This window comes from Methyloceanibacter superfactus (assembly GCF_001723305.1).
Classification (GTDB): Bacteria; Pseudomonadota; Alphaproteobacteria; order Rhizobiales; family Methyloligellaceae; genus Methyloceanibacter; species Methyloceanibacter superfactus.
The window spans coordinates 1-24,472 of sequence record NZ_LPWF01000006.1 but is presented as its reverse complement, the minus strand read 5'-3'; the positions used below and the strand labels follow the sequence as shown (position 1 = coordinate 24,472).

Genomic DNA, 24,472 nt, shown 5'->3' with positions numbered 1-24,472 from the left:
CGGGGCCGCCGGGGAGGAGATGTCATGGAGACCCCGGGGCCGGTCAATCCGGAACTCGTCTATTCCTTGCGCCGCGTCACCGAGGGCGCCGCCTGCGCCGCCTTCAACTGGATCGGCCGCGGCGATGCGGATGACGGTGGCCGCGCCGCGCTCGACGCCATGCGGAACGAGATCTCCAAGATCGATCTCGATGCGGTCGTCGTCATCGGCGAGACGTCCGCGGGCGAGGCGCCGCAGCCGCAGCGCGGCGAGCATCTCGGCCGTCCCGGTGCTGCCTTCAAGGCCGACATCGCCGTCGATCCGGTGGAGGGCACAAGCTATCTGGTTCGCGGGCTCACCAACGCGCTCGCCGTGCTTGCCGTCGCGCCGCGTGGCGCCATGATGAATCCGGGACCTGCGTTCTACATGGAGAAGTTCGTCGCCAGTGCGCCGGCGCGGGGCCAGATCGATCCGTCCTGGCCCACGGCAACCAAGCTCGAGGCGCTCGCCAAGGTGCTCAACAAGGACGTTTCCGATCTGAACGTCTTCGTGCTGGAGAAGCCCGGTCACCGTGACCTCGTCAGCCAGATCCTGGCGGCAGGCGCCCGTGTGGCCATGTATCCCGCGGGCGACGTCGCCGGGGCGCTCATGGCCGCCGTGCCGGGTTCCGGCATCGATGCGCTGATGGGAACCGGTGGCACGCCGGAAGGCGTCATGTCGGCCTGCGCCATCCGGGCGATCGGCGGCGAATTCTTCGCTCGTCTCGACCCCCAGCTTCAGACCGAGGCCAAGGCCGTCAAGGACGCAGGCATCGATACTTCGCGGTGGTTCGGGCGCGACGAGCTCATCACCTCGGACGATGTGTTTTTCTGCGCCACGGGAATTACCACCGGCCTCATGCTGGAAGGGGTGGACCGTACCAAGTCGCACTATAAGGTGCAGACAATGATGATAACCGGAGCGACGGGCGAACGGCAGATCATGACGAGCTATGTGCCGACGGAACGTCTAGCGAGCGTGGCGGCTCGCGATGTCGCTTAACTAAGCCGCAGGGACTGGAACGCCTGGGAGCGGGCTAATGCCCAAACGCGTTGATCATCCGATCATCCTCGGCATCGTGGGTGACTCGGCATCGGGTAAGACGACCTTGTCGGCCGGAGTCGCTCAGATTCTGGGCGAGGAGCATTGCTCGGTCTTCTGCACGGACGACTACCATCGGTACGACCGTAGAGAGCGGACCGATGCCGGTCTGTCTGCGCTCGATCCGCGTGCGAACTACATCGATATCCTCGAGCAGCATCTTCGCCTGTTGCGCCGTGGCGAGCCGGTGCTGAAGCCGAACTATTGTCACGCTCACGGGACCCTGGGGCGCCCGAAATATTTCCAGCCGACGGAGTTCGTCATTGCCGAGGGGTTGCTGGGCTACACCACCAGGGCCATGCGCGACTGCTACGACGTAAAGATCTTTCTCGATCCCGAAGACGATCTCAGGGTGAAGTGGAAGATCCATCGCGATACGAGCAAGCGCGGCTATCGGCTGGAGGAGGTGGTGGCCTCGCTCGAGCGCCGCAAGCAGGACAGCCCGAACTTTATCCATCCGCAGCGGACCTTCGCCGACATCGTGATCCGCTTCCAGTCGCCCAAGGGAGCCAATGGCTCCGATACGCAGCTCGATGTCCGTCACCTTCTGCGGCCAACCCTGCCGCATCCCGACTTCACGCCGCTCTTCGATGGCTCCAGCAATGCCGGGCTGCATCTGGAGCTGGCTCGGGACCGGGACGGAAAACCTGTAGATGTGCTTGAGATCAACGGCAATATCTCCGACAAGAGGGCCGAGCGGATCGAGGATCTGCTGTGGAACCTCATTCCGGAGGCGGGCCATCTGCGCGACCAGGTCGGTCGCATCGATGTCGCCAATGGTGCCCGCACAAGCCACCCGCTGGCCCTAACCCAGCTTCTCGTCGGCTATCACGCAGTCAAAGCGGCCATGGGTGTCCGCGCCTACTAATCGGATTTGGGGGAATACAGATGGCCGAAGCCTGATGCAGGATCAGGCAGCAGCTGAAGCGTCCCATAAGGATATGGCGAACGCCATTCGGGCGCTCGCCATGGACGCGGTCCAGAAGGCCGAATCCGGCCATCCCGGCATGCCCATGGGCATGGCCGATGTGGCCACCGTCTTGTTCACCCGGTTCTTGAAATACGATGCCAGCCATCCCGAATGGCCGGACCGCGACCGCTTTGTGCTCTCGGCCGGCCACGGCTCGATGCTGATCTATGCGCTGCTGTATCTCACCGGCTATCCGGAGATGGATATCGAGGAGATCAAGAATTTCCGGCAGCTCGGCGCGCGCACGGCCGGGCATCCGGAATACGGCCACGCCCCGGGCATCGAGACGACCACCGGACCTCTTGGCCAGGGCATCGGCAACGCGGTGGGCATGGCGCTTGCCGAGCGGCTGCTCAGTCAGCGCTACGGCAGCGACATCGTCAATCACCACACCTATTGTCTGGCGGGTGACGGCTGCCTCATGGAAGGCATCAGCCAGGAGGCCATCTCGCTTGCCGGCCACTACAAGCTCGGCCGGCTGATCGTGCTGTTCGACGACAATCAGATCTCCATCGACGGGCCCACGAGCCTCACCATCTCCGACGACCAGCTCGAGCGGTTTCGGGCCTCGAATTGGCACACCGCGGCCGTGGACGGGCACGACCCGGAAGCCATCGCGCTCGCCATCGAGAATGCCAAGGCCGTCACCGACCGGCCGTCGATCATCGCTTGCCGCACGGTCATCGGCTATGGCGCACCGAAAAAGGCGGGCACCGCCTCGACCCACGGGTCGCCGCTCGGGGCGGAGGAGATCGCCGGTGCGCGCGAGAAGCTCGGCTGGTCCTACCCGCCGTTCGTGGTGCCTGAGGGAATCCTGAAGAGCTGGCGCGCGGCCGGTGCTCGGCATCGTTCGGACTTCGAGACCTGGATCGAGGCCGCTGGCCGGCTCGACGCCTCTTCGCGGGCCCGCCTCACCGATCCCGTGGACGAAGAGGTGCGCCAGGGCATTCAGCGCGCCATTGCCGCGATCAAGATCGATTTCGCCGCCGAGGGCGCCAAGCTCGCCACGCGCCAGTCCTCGCAGAAGGTGCTGGAGAAGCTGCTGCCGGTGGTCCCGGGCCTGATCGGCGGATCGGCCGATCTCACCGGCTCGGTCGGCACGCTCACCAAGCAGCACGGCATCATCAAGCCGGACGACTTTGCCGGCAACTACATCCATTACGGCGTCCGCGAGCACGGTATGGCTGCCGCTATGAACGGGCTGGCGCTGCATGGCGGCATCGTGCCTTACGGCGGAACCTTCCTTGTCTTCTCCGACTATTGCCGGCCTTCGATCCGGCTCTCGGCGCTCATGGGTCAGCGGGTCGTCTATGTAATGACCCATGATTCCATCGGCCTCGGCGAGGACGGGCCGACCCATCAGCCGGTCGAGCAGTTGGCGGCGCTCCGCGCCATCCCGGGGCTCTATGTGATGCGGCCGGCCGACTCGGTCGAATGCGCCGAATGCTGGGAAATCGCGCTCCTCGCCAGCGACACGCCCACCATCCTCACCCTGACCCGCCAGGGTCTGCCGGTCCTCCGCAATGCGCCGACGGACGAGAATTTGTCCGCCAAGGGCGCCTATGTGCTGCTGGAGCCGGAAGGCGGCCGCGACGTGACCCTGCTCGCCACGGGCTCGGAGGTCACCATGGCGCTGGATGCCGCAAAAATGCTGCAAGGCGAGGGCATCAAGGCCGCCGTCGTGTCCATGCCCTGCTGGGAGCTTTTCGAGGCACAAGACGAGAGCTATCGGGACGCGTCCTCGGCACGGCACCCCGGGTCGGGATCGGAGGCGGCTGTCGAGTTCGGCTGGCAGAAATGGCTGGGTCCCAAGGGCGCATTTATCGGCATGCGCGGATTCGGCGCTTCTGCCCCGGCGCAGGAGCTTTATAAGCATTTCGGCATCACGCCTGAGGCCGCCGCGGCCGCCGCGCGTGATCTGATCGTCAGAAAGTAGAGGTAGGGGAGGACATGGCTAAAACGCGCGTCGCCATCAACGGATTTGGCCGCATCGGCAGGCTCACCTTCAGGGCCTTCTTGGAGTCTGGCCGCGACGATCTCAAGTTCGTGGCGATCAACGACCTCGGTTCGGCAGATATGAATGCGCTTCTGCTCGAGTTCGACAGTGTGCATGGACGGTTCCCTGGCAAGGTCGCCGTGGTGGACGGCCGCCTCAAGGCGGACGGTCAAGATGTCGCCGTTCTGTCGGAAGCCAACCCGGAGAAGCTGCCCTGGGGTGACCTCGGCGTCGATATCGTCATGGAATGTACCGGCCGCTTCACCAAGCGTGAGACGGCGGCCGAGCATCTCAAGGCAGGCGCCAAGCGGGTGCTGGTCTCGGCGCCCTGCTCGGCGGACCTGACCGTTGTCTATGGCGTCAACAGCGACAAGCTGACTGGGAAGGATCACGTCGTCTCCAATGCGTCGTGCACCACCAACTGCCTCGCGCCCGTCGCGCAGGTGCTGCAGCAGACGGTCGGCGTCGAGCGCGGCTACATGACCACGATCCACGCCTATACCGGCGATCAGCGGACCGTGGACACCTTGCACAAGGATCCGCGCCGGGCGCGGGCGAGCGCCGTGAACCTGATCCCGACCTCGACCGGCGCCGCCAAGGCGTTGGGCCTCGTGCTGCCCGAACTCGAAGGCAAGCTCGACGGCGCCTCGATCCGGGTGCCGGTGCCCAATGTCAGTCTGGTCGATCTTACGTTTGATTCATCGCGCCCGACCACGGCCGACGAGATCAACGAGGCTATGGTCAAGGCGGCTAACGGCCCGCTTGCGGGCGTTCTTGGGGTCAGCGATAAGCCGCTGGTTTCATCGGACTTCAATCATGATCCCCTAAGTTCGATCTTCGATCTGACCGGCACGCAGGTCATCGACGGCACATTCTGCCGCGTGGTGGCTTGGTATGACAACGAATGGGGTTTCTCTAACAGGATGAGCGACACGGCTGTCGCCATGGGACGATTGATATGAGTTCTGAACTGAGTATGTCTGAAATCGATCTGTCGAACATCAAGACGATCGACGATCTCGATGTGAACGGTAAGCGGGTTCTCGTGCGCGCCGATCTCAATGTTCCGATTGAGGATGGTGAGGTCGCCGACGACACGCGCATCAAGCGTGTGCTTCCGACAATTTCGAAGCTCAAGCAAGGGGGTGCCAAGGTCATCCTCATGTCCCACCTGGGGCGTCCGAAAGGCGAGCGTTCGCCGGAGACCTCGTTGCGCCCAGTCGCCGAGCGCGTGGAAAAGTTGCTGAATGGCGGACCGGTGTTGTTCCTAGACGACTGTGTGGGTCCCGATGTCGAGAAGGGGCTCGAGACGCTGGCGACGGGCGATGTCGCCGTGCTGGAGAATCTTCGCTACCACAAGGGCGAGGAGAGCAATGACCTCGGCTTTGCCAGGCAGCTCGCTGCTTTGGGCGACATCTATGTGGACGACGCCTTCTCCTCGGCGCACCGCGCCCATGCTTCGGTCGAGGCGATCGCGCATCTCATGCCGGCTTACGCCGGCAAGCTGATGATGGCGGAGATCAGCGCGCTCAGAACCGCGCTCGCGGATCCCGAGCGGCCCGTCATGGCCATCGTCGGCGGCGCCAAGGTCTCGACCAAGATCGACGTCCTGAAGAATCTCGCCACGCGCGTGGACGTGCTGGTGGTCGGCGGCGGCATGGCCAACACGCTGCTCAACGCCCAGGGCGTGAATGTCGGCAACTCGCTCTACGAGCCCGATTTCGTCGAGACGGTGAAGGACGTCCTGGCCTCGGCCAAACGCGCGGGCTGCGAGATCTTCTTGCCGGTCGACGAGGTGGTGGCCAAGGAACTGGCGCCGGGCACCGAGTGGGCTGTGTGCGACGTCAACGCGATCCCGAGCGACATGATGGTTCTCGACCAGGGCCCGAAAAGCATCGAGCGCCTGAAGGCCCGTCTCGGCGAGATGCGCACGCTTCTGTGGAACGGCCCGCTCGGCGCGTTCGAGGTTGCGCCGTTCGGCAAGGGCACGTTGGCGCTTGCCGAGGAGTCGGGACGCCTGTCGAAAGAGGGCAAGCTCATCAGCATTGCCGGTGGCGGCGATACCGTGCGCGCCTTGAATATGGTCGGTGCGACCCCGGACTTCACCTATGTGTCCACCGCGGGTGGCGCGTTCCTCGAGTGGCTGGCGGGGCGTCAACTGCCGGCGGTCATCGCCCTCGCCAGCGGCCAAGTCAACGCGAAGCACGAAGCCGTCGCGGCCGGATAAGAGGAAGGTCCCGGGCTCCGCGTCAGCGGACGCGGGCCCGAACAGGAGGTTGAGATGACCGAGCGGGCGAAGGCCATGACTCAGGACATCGTCATCGCGCCGTCGATCCTGTCGGCCGACTTCGCCAAGCTCGGCGAGGATGTTCGCGCCATCGATGACGCCGGTTGCGACTGGATCCATGTCGATGTCATGGACGGTCACTTCGTGCCCAACATCACCATCGGCCCCGATGTGGTGAAGGCGCTCAGGCCGCACTCGGACAAAGTGTTCGACGTGCATTTGATGATCGCGCCCTGCGATCCCTATATCGAGGCCTTCGCGGCAGCCGGCGCCGACATCATCACCGTTCATGCCGAGGCCGGACCGCATCTCGACCGGACCCTTCAGCACATCAGAAGCCTGGGCAAGAAAGCGGGTGTCAGCCTCACGCCTTCGACGCCGGAGACGGCGATCGAATATGTGCTCGACAAGACCGACCTCGTCCTCGTGATGACGGTGAACCCGGGATTCGGCGGTCAAGCTTTCATCCCGGAGCAGCTCGGGAAGATCCGTGCCATCCGTGAGATGATCGGCAGCCGTCCCATCGACCTGGAGGTGGATGGCGGCATCAATGTCGAGACCGCGCCGCTGGTGGCCGAAGCCGGCGCCAATGTGATCGTCGCCGGCTCTGCCGTCTTCAAGGACGGCGCATTAGCCGAGAACATTGCCGCCATTCGCGCCGCAGCCACGCGCGCCCGCGCAGCCGCGGCTTGATGGTGCAAGGAATTTGGGAGCAGGGGCGTGGTTTCCGCGCCGTCGTCTTCGATCTCGATGGCACGATGGTGGATACGATCGGCGACCTCACCGCGGCGCTCAATCGAACCCTGTCCGACCTCGACCTTCCGCCCCATTCCGAGAGCGCCGTGAAGGACATGGTCGGCGGTGGCCTTGCCAAGCTGTTGGAGCGTGGCCTTGCCGCCCATGGCGCGTCTCTCACAGGCGCTGACCACGACGAGGCGGTCGCGCGGCTCCTCGACCATTACGCGGCGAGCCCCGCGGACCGGTCCCGGCTCTATCCGGGCGGCGCGCAGGCTCGGAGCGCCTGCGGGACGCAGGACTCGCATGCGGTCTCTGCACCAACAAGCCCGAGCCGATTGCCCGGGATCTCCTCCAAGCGTTGGGCATCGCCGACGCCTTTGGCCACATTCAGGGCAGTGAGGCGGGCTTCCCCAAGAAACCGGACCCCGCCGGTCTCGCCCATGTCGTCCGCGCCCTGGGCGCCACGCCGGACACCGCGCTCATGGTGGGCGATAGCGTCGTCGATGTGGAGACCGCCCGGGCGGCCGGACTCTCCGGGGTCGTTCTCGTCTCTTATGGTTACTCCGTGACCCCGGTCACTGAGCTCAAGGCGGATGCCGTTATCAATCATCTTCACGAACTGGTTCCGGCCCTTGCTCTTGCCGAGCAAGCACAATAGCTAGACGCCATGGATGTCACCTATTTCGGCGCGTTGATCGCGGGACTGCTGAGCTTTCTGAGCCCTTGCGTGCTACCGCTCGTGCCTCCTTATCTCTGCTTCCTCGGCGGCACGACCTTCGATCAGCTCACCGGCGAGGACGAGACGCGAGCCACGTCTACCAGACCGTGGTGTTGTCGTCGGTCGTTCGTGCTCGGCTTCACCACGGTCTTCGTCATCCTCGGCGCATCGGCGACGGCCATGGGTCAACTCGTGGCCGAGAACCTGCCGCTGCTCGCCAAGATCGCCGGCGTCCTGATCATCATCGCGGGCCTGCACTTTCTCGGCGTGCTCCACATCCCGATCCTCCACCGCGAGGCGCGCTATCACGCCGATACCCGCCCCGCCGGCCTGCTCGGCGCCTATCTGATCGGCCTGGCTTTCGCCTTCGGCTGGACGCCTTGCATCGGACCGGTGCTCGGCTCGATCCTCGCCGTCGCGGCGGGCGAGGACTCGGTCAGCCAAGGTGTCAGCCTGCTTCTGGTCTATTCGCTCGGGCTGGGTATTCCCTTCATCATGGCCGCCGTCGCCATCAAGCCATTCATGCGGGCAATGCAGCGCTTCAGGGGCCATCTGGCGATCATGGAAAAGGTGCTCGGCGGCTTTCTCGTGCTCACCGGGATTTTGTTCCTCACGGATTCCATGACGCTGATTGCCGGCTGGATCCTGCAAACATTCCCGGGGCTTGCCACCATCGGCTAACCATACCGCTTGCGCTCGCCGCGAAGCGGTGAATAGTGGCGCCCCATGACCGACACCATGACAGCCATCGCGCTGACGATCGCCGGCTCCGATTCATCCGGCGGAGCCGGCATCCAAGCCGACCTCAAGACCTTCTCCGCGCTCGGCGTCTACGGCGCGAGCGCCATCACCGCGCTCACAGCGCAGAACACCCAGGGCGTCGACGACGTCATGGTGGTGCCGCCTGAATTCGTGCTGGCGCAGATGCGGTCCGTGGCGAACGACCTCAGGGTCAGCGCCATCAAGATCGGCATGTTGGGCACCGGCGATATCATCGAGGCGGTTCTCGAGGGCCTCGACGCCTTCCCCTCGGTGCCCGTGGTGCTGGACCCGGTGATGGTGTCGACGAGCGGCGATCCCTTGCTCGACGAGAATGCGCTCGATCTGCTGCGCACCAAGCTCCTGCCGCGCGCGGATTTGATCACGCCAAACTTGAAGGAAGCGGCGGCCTTGCTCGGTGAGCCCGACGAGAGCCGGGAGAAATGGATGGAGGGACGGGCCGAGCGCTTGCGCGAGATGGGTGCCCGGTCCGTGCTGCTCACGGGTGGCGAATCGATGGCCGAAACGGCGCTCGACATCTTCGTCACCGGCGAGGGCGCGCAGCGCATCGAGGCGCCGCGCGTGATGACCGAGAATACGCATGGGACCGGCTGCACCTTATCGTCAGCCATCGCCGCCGAGCTGGCCAAGGGAGAGACCTTGGACAAGGCGGTGAAGATCGCCAAGCTCTACGTGACCGCGGCGATCATCGCCGCCGAACGAGCTTGCGGTGGGCAAGGGCAGAGGCCCCGTCCACCACTTCCATGCATTGTGGGAGACGCCGTAAGCCGGCCTAGTCCAGGGCCACGACTTTCGCGTGCTGCTCGCCGAGGCCCGCGACCTTCAACACCAGCTCATCGCCAGGCTTGAGAAACACGCGGGGCTTGCGCGCCATGCCGACGCCTGGCGGCGTGCCGGTCGTGATGACGTCGCCGGGAACCAGCGTCATATATGTGCTGATATAGCTCACCAGCTCCGCCACGGTGAAGATCATGGTCGCGGTGTTCCCCGTCTGCATCCGCTCCCCATTGAGGTCGAGCGTCAGGTCGAGATTTTGCGGATCGGGAATTTCGTCCGTGGTCACGAGCCAAGGGCCGAGCGGCCCGAAGCTGTCATGACTCTTGGCCTTGATCCATTCGCCGGGACCGCCTTTTTGCAGGCTACGCTCGGAGACGTCGTTGCCGATGCAGTAGCCGGCGACGTAATCGAGCGCATTCTCGACGGCGACATTCCGCGCCCGGCTGCCGATGACAACCGCAAGCTCCACCTCGAAATCCATGCGCTGGAAGTCCTTGGGCGCAAGGATCGGGTCGTCGGGTCCCGAGACGCAGGATGTCGCCTTGGCGAAGACGATTGGCACTTCCGGAATCGGCATGCCGGTCTCTTCGGCGTGGTCGCGGTAGTTGAGCCCGATGCCGAGAAATTTCGGCACGAGGCCGATCGGCGCTCCGAGACGGGGACTGCCTTCAACTAGGGGCAGCGTTCCAACGTCGAGCGCCTTGAGACGACTCAGGCTTTCCCGGCCGAGCGTCTCGCCGGCAAGCTCGCCGACAATTCCCGACAAGTCCCGGATTTGGCCCTGGCCATCTAGAATTCCGGGCTTCTCCAGCCCATGTTCGCCATAACGCAGCAGCTTCATCATCTTTCCCCGGTCATGATTTTTTTGCATGTTGCACGCGAGCGCCAGGGGCGCAACGGGCCACGACGGCGCCCGGCCTGGCCTGGATCATCCGAGAACCTAAGGGAACCCGCTCTCATGAGACTTCGCCTCCATTCGGTCCTGGTCGGCAGCTGCTTGCCCTGGCAGTGCTTGCGGTTGGCGCACCGCCAGCCCGTTCTGCTTCCTCCAATCCGTACGGGAAGCTGAACGGTTACTGGTCGGGGGGTGGAACGGTGACGCCGCTCAAGGGCAATGCCGAGAAGGTCAGTTGCCGCGCCACCTACAAGACCGAAGGGGCGGCGGTGACGCAGAACATCCGCTGCGCCGGCGTCGACCATAAATTCGCCGCTAGCTTCAACCTGACCTACAAGGGCGGGCGGGTCAGCGGCTCGTGGAGCGAGGCGTTATACGCCGCCTCCGGCGCCGTCAGTGGGACGGCGAGCGGCAACTCCGTGCGCGTGCGCTTGAGCGGCGACAAATTTGCCGGTCGCATGAGCATCAGTCTGTCGGGCTCGCGGCACGCCATCACTATCGTTCAGCTCGACAAGGGCTCGGGCGCTTACCGCCCCGTCGCCAACCTTTCCCTGCATCGTTAGCGCTGCGGGGATTCGGCCTTTTGTCGCGATTTGACACGGCCTGTGGCTGGTCTGCCCGGCCCGTTGCTCAACTGCAACAGGGCCCCGTAAAGTTTGCTCTCGAGCCAGTGTGCGCATGCGCGTGACGCGTGTGATAGCGGTCGCGCCGGGGCCGGACTCAACTGCAGTTTATATTGAGCAACTTCTTGATATATCTGAATAAAATGCCGCCCTGTCAAGGTGCCCGCCGGCCCTTTTGCATTTCCGCAACAGTGCCCAAGCGTTTTGCATTTCCGGCCTCGCGGAATGTTGAAGCCTGCCGCGAGACTGCGCTAGCTTTGCATCACAAACACGGGGGACGGGGCTGGGGGGCCTACTTCTTCCAAGACGACGGACGGGGACCAAGACTGAGAATACGGGGAACTCGAGGGACCTGAAGCAAGAGCAAAAACGACGGCTCAGGAACAAAATGGGGGGGCGAGTCGAAGCCCGCTGAAAAGGTGCAAGCCTTTCGCGTTCGGCTCGTTTCGCAGGGAAGACCGGCCCGGCTTTGCCCGGGCCGGTTCTTTTTTTGCCATCCGCTAGAGCCCAAGCGCGGTCAGCGTGTCGTCAATCCCCGCCAGATAGCTCGTTCCGAACAGCCGCACATGAACCAGTGTCGGGTAGAGGTTATAGAGGCCTCGCCGCACCTGATGGAACCCCGGCTCAAGCGGTGAGAGGCTCTCATAGGCCTCGAAAAACGGCTTCCCGAACGTCCCGAACATGGTGGTGAAGGCGAGCTCGATCTCCGGGTGGCCGCAAGAGATGGCCGGATCGACGAAGCCGGCGATTCGGCTGCCTTTGACGAGGACGTTGCCGGTCCACAGATCGCCATGCAGCAGGCTGGGGAAGGGCGGTTCGATCAAATAATCGTCGAGGCGCTCGGCCAGGCGCTCCAGCCGCCCAAAGAACGCAGGCGGCAGGCGGCCTTCCGTCCGTGCGGCCTTCGCCATGTGCATCAGCCGGTGGTCACGGAAGAAGGGGATCCAGCGCGGAGAGGGCGGATTGGGCTGGGCAAGCGGGCCGATCAGCGTGTCCCGCGCGTAGCCGAAATCCTCTCGCGGTGTCGCATGCAGCGCGGCGATCAACTCGCCCGCATGGCGTTCGACGGCGTCCGTGATGGGCCCACCGTCATTGTCGATGAAATCCATGACCAGGAGGCTCGGTGTGGCCACATGGACATGCGGAACGGGCAGGGCCGAAAGCCGCGTAAGCTCGCCGAGCATATAGCCCTCGACCTCGAGATTTGCCCCGGCTTCTCCGCCGCGCGCCTTCACCGCCAGCCGGCGCCCGTCCGCCAGCCGCACCGCGAGGCCGTTAAGGCCGAAGCCCACGGGCAACGATGCGGTCTCGGCGATCGGCGACCCGAGCGCCGCCTCCAGGCGGTTCTTGAGTTGGCTATTGTTCATGGCGCGGCGTTAACCAACCTGCATCGCCGATGTCACAAGCCTGATACAAAATCACCTTAACTCGCAACCTACCGTGCTAGACACTCCGACCGCAGATGACGCGCCGAACGATGCCGTGACACGGCGGTTCAGAGCGCTTTTTATCTCCGACATCCATCTCGGAACCAAGGCCTGTCAGGCCGAAGCCTTCCTCGATTTCATACGCTGCCACGACGCGCCGAAGATCTATTTGATCGGCGACATTGTCGACTTCTGGCGCATCAGGCGCGGCATCTATTGGCCGCAGCCCCACAACGACGTGCTGCAAAAGCTCCTGCGCAAAGTCCGCAAAGGTACCGACCTCGTCTACATCCCGGGCAATCACGATGAGGCCATGCGCGATTATTGCGGCTCGCAATTCGGCGGCGTCGCCATCGAGCGCCAGACGATTCACGTTGGCGCCGACGGCAGGCGCTACCTGATCATGCATGGCGATGAGTTCGACGTGGTCGTGCGCTACGCCAAGTGGCTCGCCTTCCTCGGGGACTGGAGCTACACGATGGCGCTCTGGTTCAACACGCATCTCAATGTGGTGCGCCGCTGGTTCGGCATGCCGTATTGGTCGCTATCGGCCTATCTCAAACACAGGGTCAAACGCGCCGTGAATTATATCGGCGAGTTTGAAACCGCGCTGTCGCAGGAGGCGCGCCGGCATGGGGCGCAAGGCGTGATCTGCGGCCACATCCATCACGCCGCCATGCGCCAGGTTGGCGACGTGATCTACATCAACACCGGCGATTGGGTCGAGAGCTGCACTGCCGTCGCCGAGACCGAGGAAGGGATCTTCGAGATCATCCGCTGGAATCCGCATACAGGCATGAGCACGCCGGTTGACCGCGTCGAGGAGCTTGAGGCCGCCGCCTGATGCGCATCCTTGTCGCGACCGATGCCTGGCATCCCCAGGTGAATGGCGTGGTCCGCACCTATGAGCGGCTTGCCCAAGAAGCGCCGAAGCTCGGCGCGGAGATTTGTTTCCTCACGCCCGCCGATTTCCTAACACTTCCCTGCCCGACCTATCCTGAGATCAGGTTGTCGCTTGCCACCCCGGGCATGATCGCGCGCCGGGTGGAAGCGCCGCGCCCCGACTTCATCCATATCGCCACCGAGGGCCCGATAGGGCTGATGACGCGGCAGCATTGTCGCAAGACGAAGCGCCCCTTCACCACGAGCTACCACACGCGATTTCCGGAATATGTCAGCGCGCGGCTGCCCATTCCCGAGTCCTGGTGCTACGGCTTCCAGAAGCGCTTTCACAATAGCGGCGCCGGTCTGTTCGTGGCCACGGCCTCCGTGGAGGACGACCTGAGGGCGCGCGGCTTCGAGCGCATGATGCGCTGGTCGCGCGGGGTCGACTTGGAGCTTTATCACCCGAGACCGCTTCGACTGTTCGGCGACGGTCCTGTGTTTCTCTATGTCGGCCGCATCGCCGTGGAGAAGAACATCAAGGCGTTTCTCGATCTCGATCTCCCCGGCCGCAAGGTGGTCGTCGGCAGCGGCCCGCAATTGGCGGAGCTGCGGCGTGTCTATCCCGAGGTCTTGTTCACGGGCCCCAAGCAGGGCGAGGACTTGGCGCAAGCCTATTGCTCGGCGGACGTGTTCGTCTTCCCGAGCCTTACCGACACATTCGGGCTCGTGCTGCTGGAGGCGCTGGCCTGCGGCGTGCCCGTGGCCGCCTTTCCAGTCAGCGGCCCGAAGGATGTGCTGACCGACCCGGCCTGCGGCGTGCTCGATACCGATTTGCGGGCGGCCGCCATGACCGCGCTTGGCCTCGACCGCAAGGCGGCCCGGGCTCATGCCCTGCAATACAGCTGGGAGAATTCGGCTAGGGAATTCATTGATAACGTGCTCACAGCCCATCATCTGGGCCTTCCGGAGCGGCGCCGGCTGCTGCCCCGATGGCGCGGGCGGCGCCCCGCGCAAAAGAAAACGGCCCGGTTGGGGGGAAACCGGGCCGTCTCATTCATGCGTCAGTTTGGGGGACGCTTTGGGGGACATTGCGTCCACCCAGAGATGGTTAGCAGCCCCTAAGTTTTCAAGGGCAGGGGTGCCAACTTGTCGCACTTTTCCGCTAAGCCTCTGATTTCGCGTCCAAAAAAAGTTATCCGAATAGGGCGGCACGCTTGACCGCGTGGAGCTTGTCGAGCGTCAGGGGCTCGGGCCGCTCGAAACCGGCGCGGTCTTCTTCGGCGTCATGGGCTGGCGCCATCGCTGGAGCGCCCAGCATCTGGTCCACGTCATCCTGCTTTAGGCCTTCACCGTGGGCCTTGGGACCGTCCAGCAGCGCGGCCTCCTGTTGCGCGAACCGCTCCAACCGTTGCGCCGCATCGCCAGCCCTTTGGGCAATCTCATCGACCCCCCAAATCTCGATCATGGCGTTGATACGCTGCTCGATGAGGTGGAGCGCCCGCACGACCTTCGCGGTGCGCTGGCCGGTGATGTCCTGGAACGAGCAGGCGGTGTAGATGTCGATCGCCCGTTGATCGATCCTCTCGCATAGCTCGGTCGCGACGCCTTGCTCCCGCAGCGTCCAGGCCACCTCCTGGATGTCCTCCGCCGCCGATAGGATCTCCGAGGTGGCTCTCTCGGTGGCCTCGGCGATCTGGTCGAGCTCCTCGGTGGCATTGGTCAACTGTTGGTCGAACTGATGGGGTGGCCGGATCTGGGCGATCTCCCGCCGGGTCCGCGCGATGGCGTCGCTCATTCCCACGAGCTCGGACAGCACGGGCGCCAAGCCGGCCTGGCGTTGCGGCTTGAGCACCGCCGCTTCCAGCCTGGCGATGGCATCGAGCATCAATTGGGTCTCGGGCGTCCGGTTCCGGCGGGCATATTCGGCCAGGAACCATCGGCCCACCGGCGTTGCCGCGCGCGTTGCCTCAAGCGCAGCATATTCCTCTGCCAGTCCGCGTTTGTGCGGCACCGGATTTGACTGCAAAGGATCGGCGCGGTCTGGGGCTCGTTCCGGCATGGTGGTGGCGAGGCTAGCCTGATTCGGGGTATGGGGCCGAGCGTACCGCCGTTAGGGCAAGGGATTCGTTAACTCAATGGCAAACCACGCCTCAGCGAGTGCCGCGCCGAAGTCGTTCGCCTTGCGCCTCGGCTTCTTATACGCCGCGCTCTTTCTGGTGATCGGCTGCTATCTGCCCTATCTCCCGGTCTGGCTGAAATGGCGCGAGCTCAACGCCGATCAGATCGCCGTGCTGTTGGCGGCGACGCTCTATACGCGCATCTTTTTCGCCCCGGCCATCAGCTTCGTCGCCGACCGTATCGGCGACCGCCGCGCCATCCTCATCGTCCTGGCTTGGGGGGCGTTGCTCTCCTTCGTCCTTCTGTGGATCTCGGACGGCTTCTGGCAGATGCTGTTGTCGATCACGCTGCTGGCGATCAACTGGACGTCGATCATGCCGTTGATCGAGACCGTGGCGGCAGGCGGCATCCGCAGCGGCGGTCTCGACTACGGCAGGGTGCGGCTCTGGGGCTCCATCACGTTCATCGTGGCGAGCCTCGGCTCCGGCTCCATCATCCAAGTCTTCGGGCCGCAGACCGTGCTACCGCTCTTGCTTGGCGCCACGGCGTTGATGGTGTTGGCGACCCACCTGATGCCGCGGCAGCCTGACAAGCGAAAGAGTCAGCCTGCCGGTGCCCCGCCGGCGCTCCGCCGTCTCAAGCTCCGCGATGCCTTTGCGCTGGCCCGCGCGCCGCTATTCTTGCTGTTCCTGCTGGCGGCGAGCCTGATCCAGGCAAGTCACGCGCTCATGTATGCCTTCGGCACGCTGCACTGGCAGGCGCAAGGCTTGTCCGCCGGCGTCATCGGTGCGCTGTGGTCTGTCGGCGTCGTCGCCGAGGTGGCGCTGTTCGCCGTTTCGGGCCGGGTGATCGCGGCTTGCGGTACGGTGAGGTTATTGGGGCTGGCGGGCGCGGCATCCGTGCTGCGTTGGGGGTTCATGGCCGTCGATCCGCCTCTGCTGGTGACCGGGTTGCTGCAGACCCTTCACGCCATGAGCTTCGGCGCCGCCCATCTCGCCGCCATTCATTTCCTCACCCATGCGGTGCCCGAGGACCGAGCGGCCACCGCGCAAGGGCTCTACGCCGCCGTGGTCGCCGGTCTCGTCATGGGGTCGGTGACGCTCGCCTGCGGTCCGCTCTATCGGACGCTCGGCGGCGAGGCCTACGGGGTCATGGCGGCGTGGCTCTCTTTGGAACGGTCGCGGCCGTTCTGCTGCGCCGGCGCTGGCATGGTGGTCCCGTTGTCGGCGCGGTCGACGATCTGGATCGCTAGATTGGCGCGCCTATGGGCGACGAATGGCCACGTGCGGCAACCGTTAAACCTCCCCATTTTGGGTGTTGTTGATCGGTCTCAACGACAGGGTCCACCGGACAGCTACGATTCCGGCTTAGCCAAGGAGAAGGATGTCATGAACAAGCTCGGCATGTTTCTGTGTGCGGCCAGCATGGGGGTGGCGATCGCCATGTCCCCGGCCACAGCGCAACAAAGTGGTCAAGGCGGTATGATGGGCCAGGGAGGTCCCGGCCAGGGCAAAGGCGCGATGCAAGGCGGTATGAAGGGCCAGGGCAAAGCCAACTGCCCCAAGATGGGCGGCATGATGGGCAAGGGCATGATGCAAGGCGGCATGATGCATTCGCGCCCGATGATGGAAGGCCGTCTTGCCTACATCAAAGCTGATCTTGAGATCACCGACGCACAGACGGACGCCTGGAACGCTTACGCCGAAGCGATCAGGCACGCCATGCCTCCATGGAGGCATGCATGCCGACATGATGAAAGCCAAGGAGAGCGGGAACGCCGTGGAGCGCATGGACGCGCGTATCAAGGCGACCGAAGCCAAGCTTGAGAGCCTCAAGGCGCTCAAGCCGGCGACCGAGGGCCTCTATGCCGTGCTCACGGACGCGCAGAAGGAAAAGGCCGACAAGCTCTTGGGCGGCGGCTGCGGGATGATGTAAGGAGCGCACCGGAATGAGCTACCATTCTCAAAGACGCTCGATGTCCCCTTCGACCAGGCGATCGCGCGTGTGAACGAGGCGTGAAGGGAGAGGGCTTCGGCGTGCTCACCGATATCGATGTGGCCGCCACCATGAAGGCGAAGCTCGGCGAGGACTTCCGCCCCTACAGGATCCTCGGCGCCTGCAACCCGCAACTCGCCCATCGCGCGCTCCAGCTCGAGGACAAGATCGGCACCATGCTGCCGTGCAACGTGATCGTGCAGCAGCATGCAAACGGGGACGTCGAAGTGTCGGCGGTCGACCCGGCCGCCTCCATGCAGGCCATCGACAATCCGGGTCTCGCCGAGGTCGCCCAGAATGTCCGCGACCGGCTGAAGCGTGTCGTCGACAGCCTCTGAGCGTCAGCCCCACAGCTCCGGCGCCGGCGGAAGGACCATGTCCGCCTCGTAGATAAGGCCAGGCGTGCGGTCGGCCGCCAGCAAGAGCGGGCCGTCGAGATCCACCCAGTCGGCGTTTTGCGCCACCAGCAGGGCGGGGGCCATCGACAGCGATGTCGCCACCATGCTGCCCACCATGATCTTGAGGCCAAGCGTGCGGGCACGCTCGGCGGTGAGCAGCGCTTCGGTGAGGCCACCGGTCTTGTCGAGCTTGATGTTCACCGCGTCATAGCGCCGGGACAACGCATCGAGCGAGGCGCGGTCATGCACGGATTCGTCGGCGCAGACCGGCACCGCATGCGCGATCTGCTCCAGCAGCCCGTCCGCACCGGCGGGCAGCGGCTGCTCGACAAGCTCGACGCCGGTATCTGCCGCTGCGGCGAGAAGCGACTCGGTTTCATGCGGTTGCCAGGCCTCGTTGGCATCGGCGATGAGGCGTGTATGCGGCACGGCTGCGCGGACGGCCGCAAGACGGTCTCGATCGCCGGCGCCCCCCAGTTTCAGTTTGAGCAGCGAATGCCGAGCCGCCGCCTTCGCCTGCGCCGCCATGGTCTGAGGATCGCCGAGCGAGATGGTGAAGGCCGTCGCCACCGCGTGCGGGGGTGGGAGCCCGGCGAGTGCCGCCGCGCGGCGCCCTGACCGCTTTGCCTCCAGATCCCACATGGCGCAGTCGAGCGCATTGCGCGCCGCTCCGGCCGGGAGAAGAGCGTTGAGCCCGGCACGGTCCAGGCCCTGCGCGAGGGTCCCGCGGGCGGATTCGATCGCGGCGACCACGCTCTCGACGCTCTCGCCGTAGCGGGCGTAGGGCACGCATTCGCCGCGCCCGACATGAGTGCCGTCGCCGATCTCGGCCACTACCACCTGCGCCTCGCGTTTGGCGCCGCGGGCGATGGTAAAGGCCCCGCGGATGGGCCAGCGTTCCACCCGGAGCGCGAGCCGCAAACCGGCGCCCGCGCCGTTAAGGTCAAGCCGAGAACCCGCCATAACGCCTTTCTTTCTCCCGTGTTATCATTCAAATACAGAGAAATTCTCACGGTGCCGGCTAAAAGCGTAGACCACGAGCCAAGTTAAGCCCTTCCATGCTCAAGCGCGATCACCAGCTCGTCCTGCCGACGCAAGCCCGCGCCCCGGGCTTCCGCGTCGAGCTTAGTGGCACCACGTTCCGGCTGGTGGCGACCGGCGCTGGACGGTGGCCGAGGCCGCGCGGCTCGACAAGGCCTTGAAGCGCCTCAGAGTGCCGATCCCGCCCACGCCGGACTTCACCGGCGAGATGGACATCGCCGGGATCGCCGAGATCGACACGGCGGGCGCCTGGCTGCTCCAGCGCACGGCCAATGCTTGGCAGAAGGGCGGATTGCGGACCCATTACGCCGGCGCCACCGAAGGCTTCCGCATCCTCATCGAGGAGGTGCATCGCCGCGGCAACGCCCAGCGGCCCGAGGTCGAGAAGCGCGGACTGCTCACGCAAGCCATCGAGGACACCACCAAGACGCTGACCGGCGTGTGGCGCGACGGGATCGAGCTCACGACGTTTCTCGGCGAGGTGACGGCGGCCTTCTTGCGCCTGTTCAAGCAGCCTTGGCGCTTTCGGCCGATCTCCTTCTTCCATCATCTCGACCACGCGGGCCTGCGGGCCGTGCCGATCATCGCCTTGATCTGCTTCTTGATCGGCGCCGTGGTCATGCAGCAAGGCGTGGTGCAGTTGCGCCCCTTCGGCGCCGAGCCCTTCGCCGTCAACATGGTCGCCATCCTGGCCTTGCGCGAGGTGGGCATCCTGCTTACCGCCATCATGGTGGCCGGCCGCTCGGGCTCGGCCTTCACCGCCGAGATCGGCTCCATGAAGATGCGGGAGGAGATCGACGCCATGCGGACGCTCGGCATTGATCCTATGGACACGCTGGTGCTGCCGCGCGTGCTGGCGCTGGTCGTGGCGCTGCCGCTGCTCACCTTCCTCGGCGACATCATGGGGCTCGCCGGCGGCGGCGTGATGGCCTTCGGCGTGCTCGGGCTCGATATGTCGACCTATCTCGACAAGCTGCACGAAGCGGTAGACGTCCAGCATTTCATGGCCGGCATGATCAAGGCGCCGTTCGCCGCTGTTATCATTGGCCTTGTCGGCTGCCTCGAAGGCTTACGCGTGGAGGGCAGCGCGGAGTCCCTCGGCACCCATGTCACCAGCGCCGTGGTCAAGGCGATCTTCCTGGTCATCATTTTGGACGCCGTCTTCGCCATGTTCTTGTCGGGGATCGGGGTGTGATCGTCGACAACGGACGAGAGGTGGTCATCCGCGTGCGCGGGCTCGCCAAGAGCTTCGGCAGCCATCAGATTTGGGACGGGCTCAATCTCGACGTCTATCGCGGCGAGATCCTCGCCATTGTCGGCGGCTCCGGCCAGGGCAAGTCGGTTCTGATGCGAGTGATCACCGGGTTGGTGACGCCGGACAAGGGCGATGTCGGGCTGTTCGGACAGGATGCCAAGACGCTCACGCCGGAAGCCCGCCTCGAGATCGAGAAGCGCTGGGGCCTCTTGTTTCAGGACGGCGCGCTGTTCTCCTCGCTGACCGTGCTGCAAAACATCCAGGTACCGATGCGTGAGCATCTCGACCTGCCGCAGTCCATGATGGACGACCTCGCCTTCCTCAAGCTCACCATGGTCGGCCTGCCGCCGGTCGCCGCGCACAAGTTTCCCTCCGAGCTCTCGGGCGGCATGCGGAAGCGCGCCGGCTTGGCCAGGGCGCTCGCGCTGGACCCCGAGATCGTGTTCCTGGATGAGCCTACGGCCGGTCTCGACCCTATTGGCGCCACCGACTTTGACCACCTAATTCGCAAGTTACAACAGACACTTGGGCTGACTGTCTATATGGTGACCCACGACCTTGATACCATTTTTACGGTGTGTGACCGGGTGGCGGTGCTGGCCGACAAACAGATCGTGCGGACTGGATCGCCGGCCGAACTGCAGCGCCAGCCCAATCACCCTTGGATCAAGGAATATTTCTGCGGCGAGCGTGCGCGTGCCGCGAGCCCGACCGAGCAGCGACGGCTCATCGTCTAATGGCGCGTGTTTGTTGAGGGTCCAATGGAAACCAAAGCGAACTACTTGATGATCGGCGGCTTCGTGCTGGGCGTGCTCGCCTTTGCCTTCATCTTCATTTTCTGGATCAGCAATTTCGCCGGCGGTGGCACGCGCTACCTCATCGTGTTCGAGACTTCGGTAGCCGGGCTCACTTCGGGCTCGAGTGTCGGCTTCAACGGCATCAAGGTCGGCGAGGTGCAGTCCTTCGCCCTCGATCCCGACGACGGCCGCAAAGTGCAGGTTCTGATCAGCGTGAACGACGGAACGCCGGTGCGCGAGAACTCCCGCGCCAGCATCCAATCGCTCGGCCTGACCGGTGGCAGCGGTATCCAGATCACGCCCGGCACGCCGGACTCGCCCCTGCTGGTGGCGACGGGAGAAGACCCGGTGCCGACGATCCAGGCAGATCGCGGGGCCGGGCAGGGCTTGTTCGATGCCGCGCCGGCGGCTTTGAACAACGCCAATGTGTTTATCAAGCGTCTCGACGACCTCGTTGCCGCCAATGAGAAGGCGATCACCACGACCTTGGGCAATCTCCAGCAGTTCACTTCCATGCTGAACGAGAAGAATGCCGAGATCGGCCAGATGATCGACGATGTCGGTCAGGGCGCACAGTCGTTCAAGAGCTTGAGTAGTAAGCTCGAAGTCTCTCTTGGGGATAACATGGACGGACTGACCCGGCAGGCCAAGGAAAGCATGCAGGAGTTCAGTGCGACCATGCGCGAAGGGCGCCGTGCGGCAGCAACTCTGAACCGAGTTCTTGAGAAGTTGGAGGCTGACCCCCGCGGCTTTTTGCTTGGTGGATCACAAGTGCCGGAATACACTCCACGTGGTCAATAAGGCACTTCAAAAGGCCGTTGGAGTGCCGCGTAACAGGGGGCGATCGGACATGTCTCGGTCGGCGCCGATTCTTGCCGCGGGCTTGATTTGCCTGGGCCTAGCGGGCTGCGCGCTCGCGGGCGGCGGTGGTGGCCACGCACCGGATACCTACGACCTCGTCGCGCTCGACTTCGCCGGCAGCGCCCGCCGGGCACCCTGGCAGCTCGTCGTCTATGAACCCGTGGCCGTGCATGCGCTCGAGACCAACCGCTTGATGGTGCGTCCCCGGGCCGATCAGGTGTCTTATTACAAGGGCGTTGCCTGGAGCGACCGCCTGCCGCGGCTGGTGCAGGCCCGCATGATCGAGAGCTTCCAGAATTCCGGCGCGGTCAAGGCGGTGAGCGCCACGTCCGGGCAATTCGGTCTCGCCACGGAGCTGCGTGCCTTCCAGGTCGACGTGTCGAGCGGCAAGGCCGCCGCCGAGGTCGACATCTTCGCCAAGCTGATCAACACCAGCTCGGGCAGGGTGGTAGCCACCAGAGGCTTCAGCTCGCGCGTGCCCGCCACCACCGATAACCCCGAAGACGTCATCGCCGCGCTGAACCAGGCCTTCACCGAGGTGCTGCAGGACATCACCGGCTGGGTCTCCGCCCGCCGCTAAGGTCTTCCCGATTTTCACGAATTGCCACCGGCTTGTCAGCCGCGCGGCCCATTGCGCTGAAACGACTCCAAAAAAAAAGGCCCCCTCGCTCCCGGTCTGGGAGGAGGGGGCCAATCTTTGGGGGAGCCTAAAACGTGCGAGGCTCTAGCGCAGGCGGCCGCTCGCGTGAGAGAGCAGCAGATAAACGCGCCCGGTCTCCGACGTCAGATAGTTCTGCAACATGTTGCCCGTCGGGTCGGACTGCTCGGCTTCCGCGAGCAGGCGCTCGAAGTCGCCGATATAGCGGTCGACAGTGTTGCGGAACTCGCCGTCGCGATCGTAGCGGCCGGAGATCTCCTCGAAGGTCACCTGGCCGTCATAGGTGTAGATGTGACGTCCGAGCACGCCGTGCTCGCCGGCCCGCATGCGGTGCCAGACATCCGCCGCCGTGCGATGGTCGATCGCCCGGGCCAATTCCTCGATACGGAGCTGACCGGCGCCGGCAGGAGCCGGGCGGCCGCCGCCATAGGCAGGAGCCGGGGCAGGGGCGTTGCCGTAGCCCTGTCCGCCATACGGATCGGGTTGGGAGAGCAACTCGCCCATGGACCGGTTGCCACGGCTACCGGCGCAGCAAGCTGGTGCGCGAGGCCGCCCGCGGCCTGGTCGAGATCGGCCGCTTCATGCGGGGCGGACACCTGACGTCCGCGCGCATCGAACCGCGGCAGCGGCGGCAGGCCGTAGTCGCCGCCTGAACGGCCATCGTCCTGCGGCGCGAAGGCCTGGGGCCTCGGCTGCGGCTGGGGCTGCGGCGACTGGCGGTAAGGATCGGCTCCGCTGCCCATGGTCGCGGCGGAAGCGCTCGCCCGCGACAGGGTCGGGGTGGAGGGCTTCGATCTCGCGGAACTGGTCGGTGAGCGCCTTGCGGATCGCGGCGGTCGCCTGCGCGGTCTGCTCGGGCAGGGTGTCCATCCGCTTCTGCATCTCTTGGCGCAAGCTGTCGAGATCGGTCGCGGTCTGCCGCGCCGCCTCACGCATGCCGCGCGAGGTATGATCGAACTGCCCGCGCATCTGCTCGAGCTGCTTGCCGATCTGCGTGATGACCGTCTCGAAGCTGCCCTTGAGGTCGGTGACCGCGCGGGCTGTGTGGGCTTGCGCCTCTTCGCGCAGCTTCTCGATCTGGGCGAGGGCCTGCTGGGCTTGGCTCGCGGTATCGCGGCCGAGGGCCGTGGTCACCTGCTTGGCCCGCGACTCGGCTTGCGTCAGCGCGCCTTCGACGATGCCCGCGTAGTTGCCCATCATGCCGTCGAGCTCCTTGGCCTTGGTGTTGACCGTGTGGAGCAGGCCGATAATGGACTGATGGCGGCCCTCCAGAATGGAGTCGATCTTGGCGTTGGAGGAATCGAGCGCCTTCGCCGCGGTGAGGATGGCTTGGCCCTGGTTCTCGAAGCGCTGGGTGAGGCCGTGGATCTGCTCGAGCAGCCCGCGTGAGACCTCGCGCAAATTCCCGGTCTGGCTGGTGAGGATGTCGACCGCCTCCTTGGACTGGGCGCCGACCTGTTCCGCCGTCTGCTGCATCATCTGCGAGTTGTTGGCGAGGACCTCATTGAGCTGCGCGGTCTGCTTGCCGAACGTCTCCTCGGCCACGCGCGTGTGCTCGCCGAGCATCTTGTCGGTCTCGGCCGTGCGCTGGCCGAAAGTCGTGTCGATGGACTTGAGCCGCTCGGCGAGGGACGTGATGACCAGCTGCGTCCGCTCGCCCATGGTCTGATCGAGGGCCGCGGTCTGCTGCGTGATGGCCGTCTCCAGCCCCTTCACCTTCTCCAGCAGAGACTTGGTGAAGCTGTCGGCCCGCTCGGCCAACGTCCGGTCGAGGGCGATGGCGCCTTGGTTGACCGCCGAGGTGAACTGGGCCGTGCGATCGGCCAGCGTCTTGTCCACCGCATTGGCCCGCTCGTCGATGGTCGTGGCCAGAGCTTCGGTGCGCTCGGTGAGGGTCTTCTCGAAGGCGATGGCGCCTTCGGCCACCACATTGGTGAAGGCGTCGGTGCGCTCGGACAGCGTCTTGTCGAGCGTGACCGCGCTTTCCGCCACCACGTTGGTGAGAGCGTCCGTGCGCTCGGTGAGCGTCTTATCGAGCGTGACGGCGCTCTCGGCCACCACGTTCGTGAGAGCGTTCGTGCGCTCGGTGAGGGTCTTGTCGAGGCTAGCGGCACCTTCGGCCACTACATGGTGA

The 24,472-nt window shown here is 64.8% G+C and carries 21 protein-coding genes and 3 pseudogenes; 18 read left to right on the top strand and 6 right to left on the bottom strand.

The genetic code is table 11. The annotated features are described in order from the left end of the window. Positions 1 to 24 precede the first annotated feature (24 nt). The 9 genes and pseudogenes from glpX to thiD all read left to right on the top strand — a co-directional run bounded on the left by glpX (position 25) and on the right by thiD (position 9,374). Positions 25 to 1,020, top strand: coding sequence for a class II fructose-bisphosphatase (gene glpX / locus AUC69_RS02590; RefSeq protein WP_069440776.1), 996 nt, complete (start codon positions 25 to 27; stop codon positions 1,018 to 1,020). Between the two features lie 37 nt (positions 1,021 to 1,057). Next, entirely contained in the window at positions 1,058 to 1,987 is a 930-nt protein-coding gene (locus AUC69_RS02585) for a phosphoribulokinase (RefSeq protein WP_069440775.1), read from the top strand. Positions 1,988 to 2,060: 73 nt separating this feature from the next. Continuing rightward, positions 2,061 to 4,025 (top strand): transketolase, encoded by a 1,965-nt coding sequence (gene tkt / locus AUC69_RS02580; RefSeq protein ID WP_425283499.1) that lies wholly within the window; start codon positions 2,061 to 2,063, stop codon positions 4,023 to 4,025. A gap of 14 nt (positions 4,026 to 4,039) precedes the next feature. After that, on the top strand, positions 4,040 to 5,047 hold the full coding sequence (gene gap, locus AUC69_RS02575) for a type I glyceraldehyde-3-phosphate dehydrogenase (RefSeq protein WP_069440773.1): 1,008 nt from the start codon (positions 4,040 to 4,042) through the stop codon (positions 5,045 to 5,047). Positions 5,048 to 5,061: 14 nt separating this feature from the next. Then, on the top strand, positions 5,062 to 6,312 hold the full coding sequence (locus tag AUC69_RS02570) for a phosphoglycerate kinase (protein ID WP_141700547.1): 1,251 nt from the start codon (positions 5,062 to 5,064) through the stop codon (positions 6,310 to 6,312). Positions 6,313 to 6,387: 75 nt separating this feature from the next. Next, complete coding sequence (gene rpe / locus AUC69_RS02565; protein ID WP_069440804.1) at positions 6,388 to 7,065, top strand: ribulose-phosphate 3-epimerase; 678 nt, start codon at positions 6,388 to 6,390, stop codon at positions 7,063 to 7,065. 328 nt (positions 7,066 to 7,393) lie between these two features. Then, positions 7,394 to 7,768: an HAD family hydrolase gene (locus AUC69_RS18885; protein ID WP_083239023.1), complete on the top strand. Its 375-nt coding sequence runs from the start codon at positions 7,394 to 7,396 to the stop codon at positions 7,766 to 7,768. Positions 7,769 to 7,777: 9 nt separating this feature from the next. Then, the gene (locus AUC69_RS02555; protein WP_069440772.1) at positions 7,778 to 8,509 is read left to right on the top strand and encodes a cytochrome c biogenesis CcdA family protein; all 732 of its coding nucleotides are present in this window, start codon (positions 7,778 to 7,780) and stop codon (positions 8,507 to 8,509) included. A 57-nt stretch (positions 8,510 to 8,566) separates the two neighbouring features. Beyond that, positions 8,567 to 9,374, top strand: a pseudogene (thiD, locus tag AUC69_RS02550) (bifunctional hydroxymethylpyrimidine kinase/phosphomethylpyrimidine kinase). 6 nt (positions 9,375 to 9,380) lie between these two features. On the opposite strand, the gene AUC69_RS02545 reads toward thiD, so the two are convergent. Beyond that, on the bottom strand, positions 9,381 to 10,226 hold the full coding sequence (locus AUC69_RS02545) for a fumarylacetoacetate hydrolase family protein (RefSeq protein ID WP_069440803.1): 846 nt from the start codon (positions 10,224 to 10,226) through the stop codon (positions 9,381 to 9,383). A 254-nt stretch (positions 10,227 to 10,480) separates the two neighbouring features. Here AUC69_RS02545 and AUC69_RS02540 point away from each other — a divergent pair, with 254 nt between their 5' ends. After that, the gene (locus AUC69_RS02540; RefSeq protein ID WP_069440771.1) at positions 10,481 to 10,843 is read left to right on the top strand and encodes a hypothetical protein; all 363 of its coding nucleotides are present in this window, start codon (positions 10,481 to 10,483) and stop codon (positions 10,841 to 10,843) included. Between the two features lie 560 nt (positions 10,844 to 11,403). Here the strand turns inward: AUC69_RS02540 and AUC69_RS02535 are convergent. Continuing rightward, positions 11,404 to 12,270 (bottom strand): fructosamine kinase family protein, encoded by an 867-nt coding sequence (locus tag AUC69_RS02535; RefSeq protein ID WP_069440770.1) that lies wholly within the window; start codon positions 12,268 to 12,270, stop codon positions 11,404 to 11,406. Between the two features lie 115 nt (positions 12,271 to 12,385). Here AUC69_RS02535 and AUC69_RS02530 point away from each other — a divergent pair, with 115 nt between their 5' ends. Continuing rightward, positions 12,386 to 13,174, top strand: coding sequence for a UDP-2,3-diacylglucosamine diphosphatase (locus AUC69_RS02530; RefSeq protein ID WP_193427394.1), 789 nt, complete (start codon positions 12,386 to 12,388; stop codon positions 13,172 to 13,174). Next, positions 13,174 to 14,337, top strand: a complete 1,164-nt coding sequence (locus tag AUC69_RS02525; protein ID WP_069440768.1) for a glycosyltransferase family 4 protein — start codon at positions 13,174 to 13,176, stop codon at positions 14,335 to 14,337. Before AUC69_RS02530 ends, AUC69_RS02525 begins: the two co-directional genes overlap by 1 nt. Positions 14,338 to 14,407: 70 nt before the next feature. On the opposite strand, the gene AUC69_RS02520 is transcribed toward AUC69_RS02525, so the two are convergent. Then, entirely contained in the window at positions 14,408 to 15,160 is a 753-nt protein-coding gene (locus AUC69_RS02520) for a protein phosphatase CheZ (protein WP_141700544.1), read from the bottom strand. A 190-nt stretch (positions 15,161 to 15,350) separates the two neighbouring features. Between AUC69_RS02520 and AUC69_RS16830 the strand changes: the two are divergent. Both AUC69_RS16830 and AUC69_RS02510 read left to right on the top strand, forming a co-directional pair. Continuing rightward, a pseudogene (locus tag AUC69_RS16830) lies at positions 15,351 to 17,268 on the top strand (MFS transporter). Between the two features lie 60 nt (positions 17,269 to 17,328). Continuing rightward, positions 17,329 to 17,666 (top strand): annotated as a pseudogene (locus AUC69_RS02510) (DUF302 domain-containing protein). Between the two features lie 3 nt (positions 17,667 to 17,669). On the opposite strand, the gene dgcA reads toward AUC69_RS02510, so the two are convergent. Then, the gene (gene dgcA / locus AUC69_RS02505; RefSeq protein WP_069440766.1) at positions 17,670 to 18,689 is read right to left on the bottom strand and encodes an N-acetyl-D-Glu racemase DgcA; all 1,020 of its coding nucleotides are present in this window, start codon (positions 18,687 to 18,689) and stop codon (positions 17,670 to 17,672) included. A 205-nt stretch (positions 18,690 to 18,894) separates the two neighbouring features. Here dgcA and AUC69_RS02500 point away from each other — a divergent pair, with 205 nt between their 5' ends. From AUC69_RS02500 to AUC69_RS02485, 4 genes are read left to right on the top strand one after another with little or no spacing between them, the layout of a single operon-like run. Beyond that, a complete protein-coding gene (locus AUC69_RS02500; protein ID WP_069440765.1) occupies positions 18,895 to 19,962 on the top strand; it encodes an MlaE family ABC transporter permease in 1,068 nt (355 codons plus the stop codon). Continuing rightward, positions 19,959 to 20,759, top strand: coding sequence for an ABC transporter ATP-binding protein (locus AUC69_RS02495; RefSeq protein ID WP_069440764.1), 801 nt, complete (start codon positions 19,959 to 19,961; stop codon positions 20,757 to 20,759). The genes AUC69_RS02500 and AUC69_RS02495 overlap by 4 nt, the downstream gene beginning before the upstream one ends. Before the next feature lie 24 nt (positions 20,760 to 20,783). Then, positions 20,784 to 21,620, top strand: a complete 837-nt coding sequence (locus AUC69_RS02490; protein ID WP_069440763.1) for an MlaD family protein — start codon at positions 20,784 to 20,786, stop codon at positions 21,618 to 21,620. Between the two features lie 49 nt (positions 21,621 to 21,669). After that, positions 21,670 to 22,260: an ABC-type transport auxiliary lipoprotein family protein gene (locus AUC69_RS02485; RefSeq protein WP_069440762.1), complete on the top strand. Its 591-nt coding sequence runs from the start codon at positions 21,670 to 21,672 to the stop codon at positions 22,258 to 22,260. A gap of 144 nt (positions 22,261 to 22,404) precedes the next feature. Here AUC69_RS02485 and AUC69_RS02480 read toward each other — a convergent pair whose 3' ends face one another. Both AUC69_RS02480 and AUC69_RS17250 read right to left on the bottom strand, forming a co-directional pair. Continuing rightward, entirely contained in the window at positions 22,405 to 22,842 is a 438-nt protein-coding gene (locus tag AUC69_RS02480) for a hypothetical protein (protein WP_069440761.1), read from the bottom strand. 75 nt (positions 22,843 to 22,917) lie between these two features. Further along, the coding region (locus tag AUC69_RS17250; RefSeq protein WP_158007985.1) for a hypothetical protein at positions 22,918 to 24,472 on the bottom strand (1,555 nt) is incomplete at its 5' end.

Excerpts from the sequence above, each read along its gene's own strand:
- AUC69_RS02570 (WP_141700547.1), top strand. The coding sequence starts at position 5,062 with ATGTCTGAAATCGATCTGTCGAACATCAAGACGATCGACGATCTCGAT.
- rpe (WP_069440804.1), top strand. The coding sequence starts at position 6,388 with ATGACTCAGGACATCGTCATCGCGCCGTCGATCCTGTCGGCCGACTTC.
- AUC69_RS02535 (WP_069440770.1), bottom strand. The coding sequence starts at position 12,270 with ATGAACAATAGCCAACTCAAGAACCGCCTGGAGGCGGCGCTCGGGTCG.
- glpX (WP_069440776.1), top strand. The coding sequence starts at position 25 with ATGGAGACCCCGGGGCCGGTCAATCCGGAACTCGTCTATTCCTTGCGC.
- AUC69_RS02485 (WP_069440762.1), top strand. The coding sequence starts at position 21,670 with ATGTCTCGGTCGGCGCCGATTCTTGCCGCGGGCTTGATTTGCCTGGGC.
- gap (WP_069440773.1), top strand. The coding sequence starts at position 4,040 with ATGGCTAAAACGCGCGTCGCCATCAACGGATTTGGCCGCATCGGCAGG.
- AUC69_RS02585 (WP_069440775.1), top strand. The coding sequence starts at position 1,058 with ATGCCCAAACGCGTTGATCATCCGATCATCCTCGGCATCGTGGGTGAC.
- tkt (WP_425283499.1), top strand. The coding sequence starts at position 2,061 with ATGGCGAACGCCATTCGGGCGCTCGCCATGGACGCGGTCCAGAAGGCC.
- dgcA (WP_069440766.1), bottom strand. The coding sequence starts at position 18,689 with ATGGCGGGTTCTCGGCTTGACCTTAACGGCGCGGGCGCCGGTTTGCGG.
- AUC69_RS02525 (WP_069440768.1), top strand. The coding sequence starts at position 13,174 with ATGCGCATCCTTGTCGCGACCGATGCCTGGCATCCCCAGGTGAATGGC.
- AUC69_RS02490 (WP_069440763.1), top strand. The coding sequence starts at position 20,784 with ATGGAAACCAAAGCGAACTACTTGATGATCGGCGGCTTCGTGCTGGGC.
- AUC69_RS02555 (WP_069440772.1), top strand. The coding sequence starts at position 7,778 with ATGGATGTCACCTATTTCGGCGCGTTGATCGCGGGACTGCTGAGCTTT.
- AUC69_RS02545 (WP_069440803.1), bottom strand. The coding sequence starts at position 10,226 with ATGAAGCTGCTGCGTTATGGCGAACATGGGCTGGAGAAGCCCGGAATT.
- AUC69_RS02480 (WP_069440761.1), bottom strand. The coding sequence starts at position 22,842 with ATGGGCGAGTTGCTCTCCCAACCCGATCCGTATGGCGGACAGGGCTAC.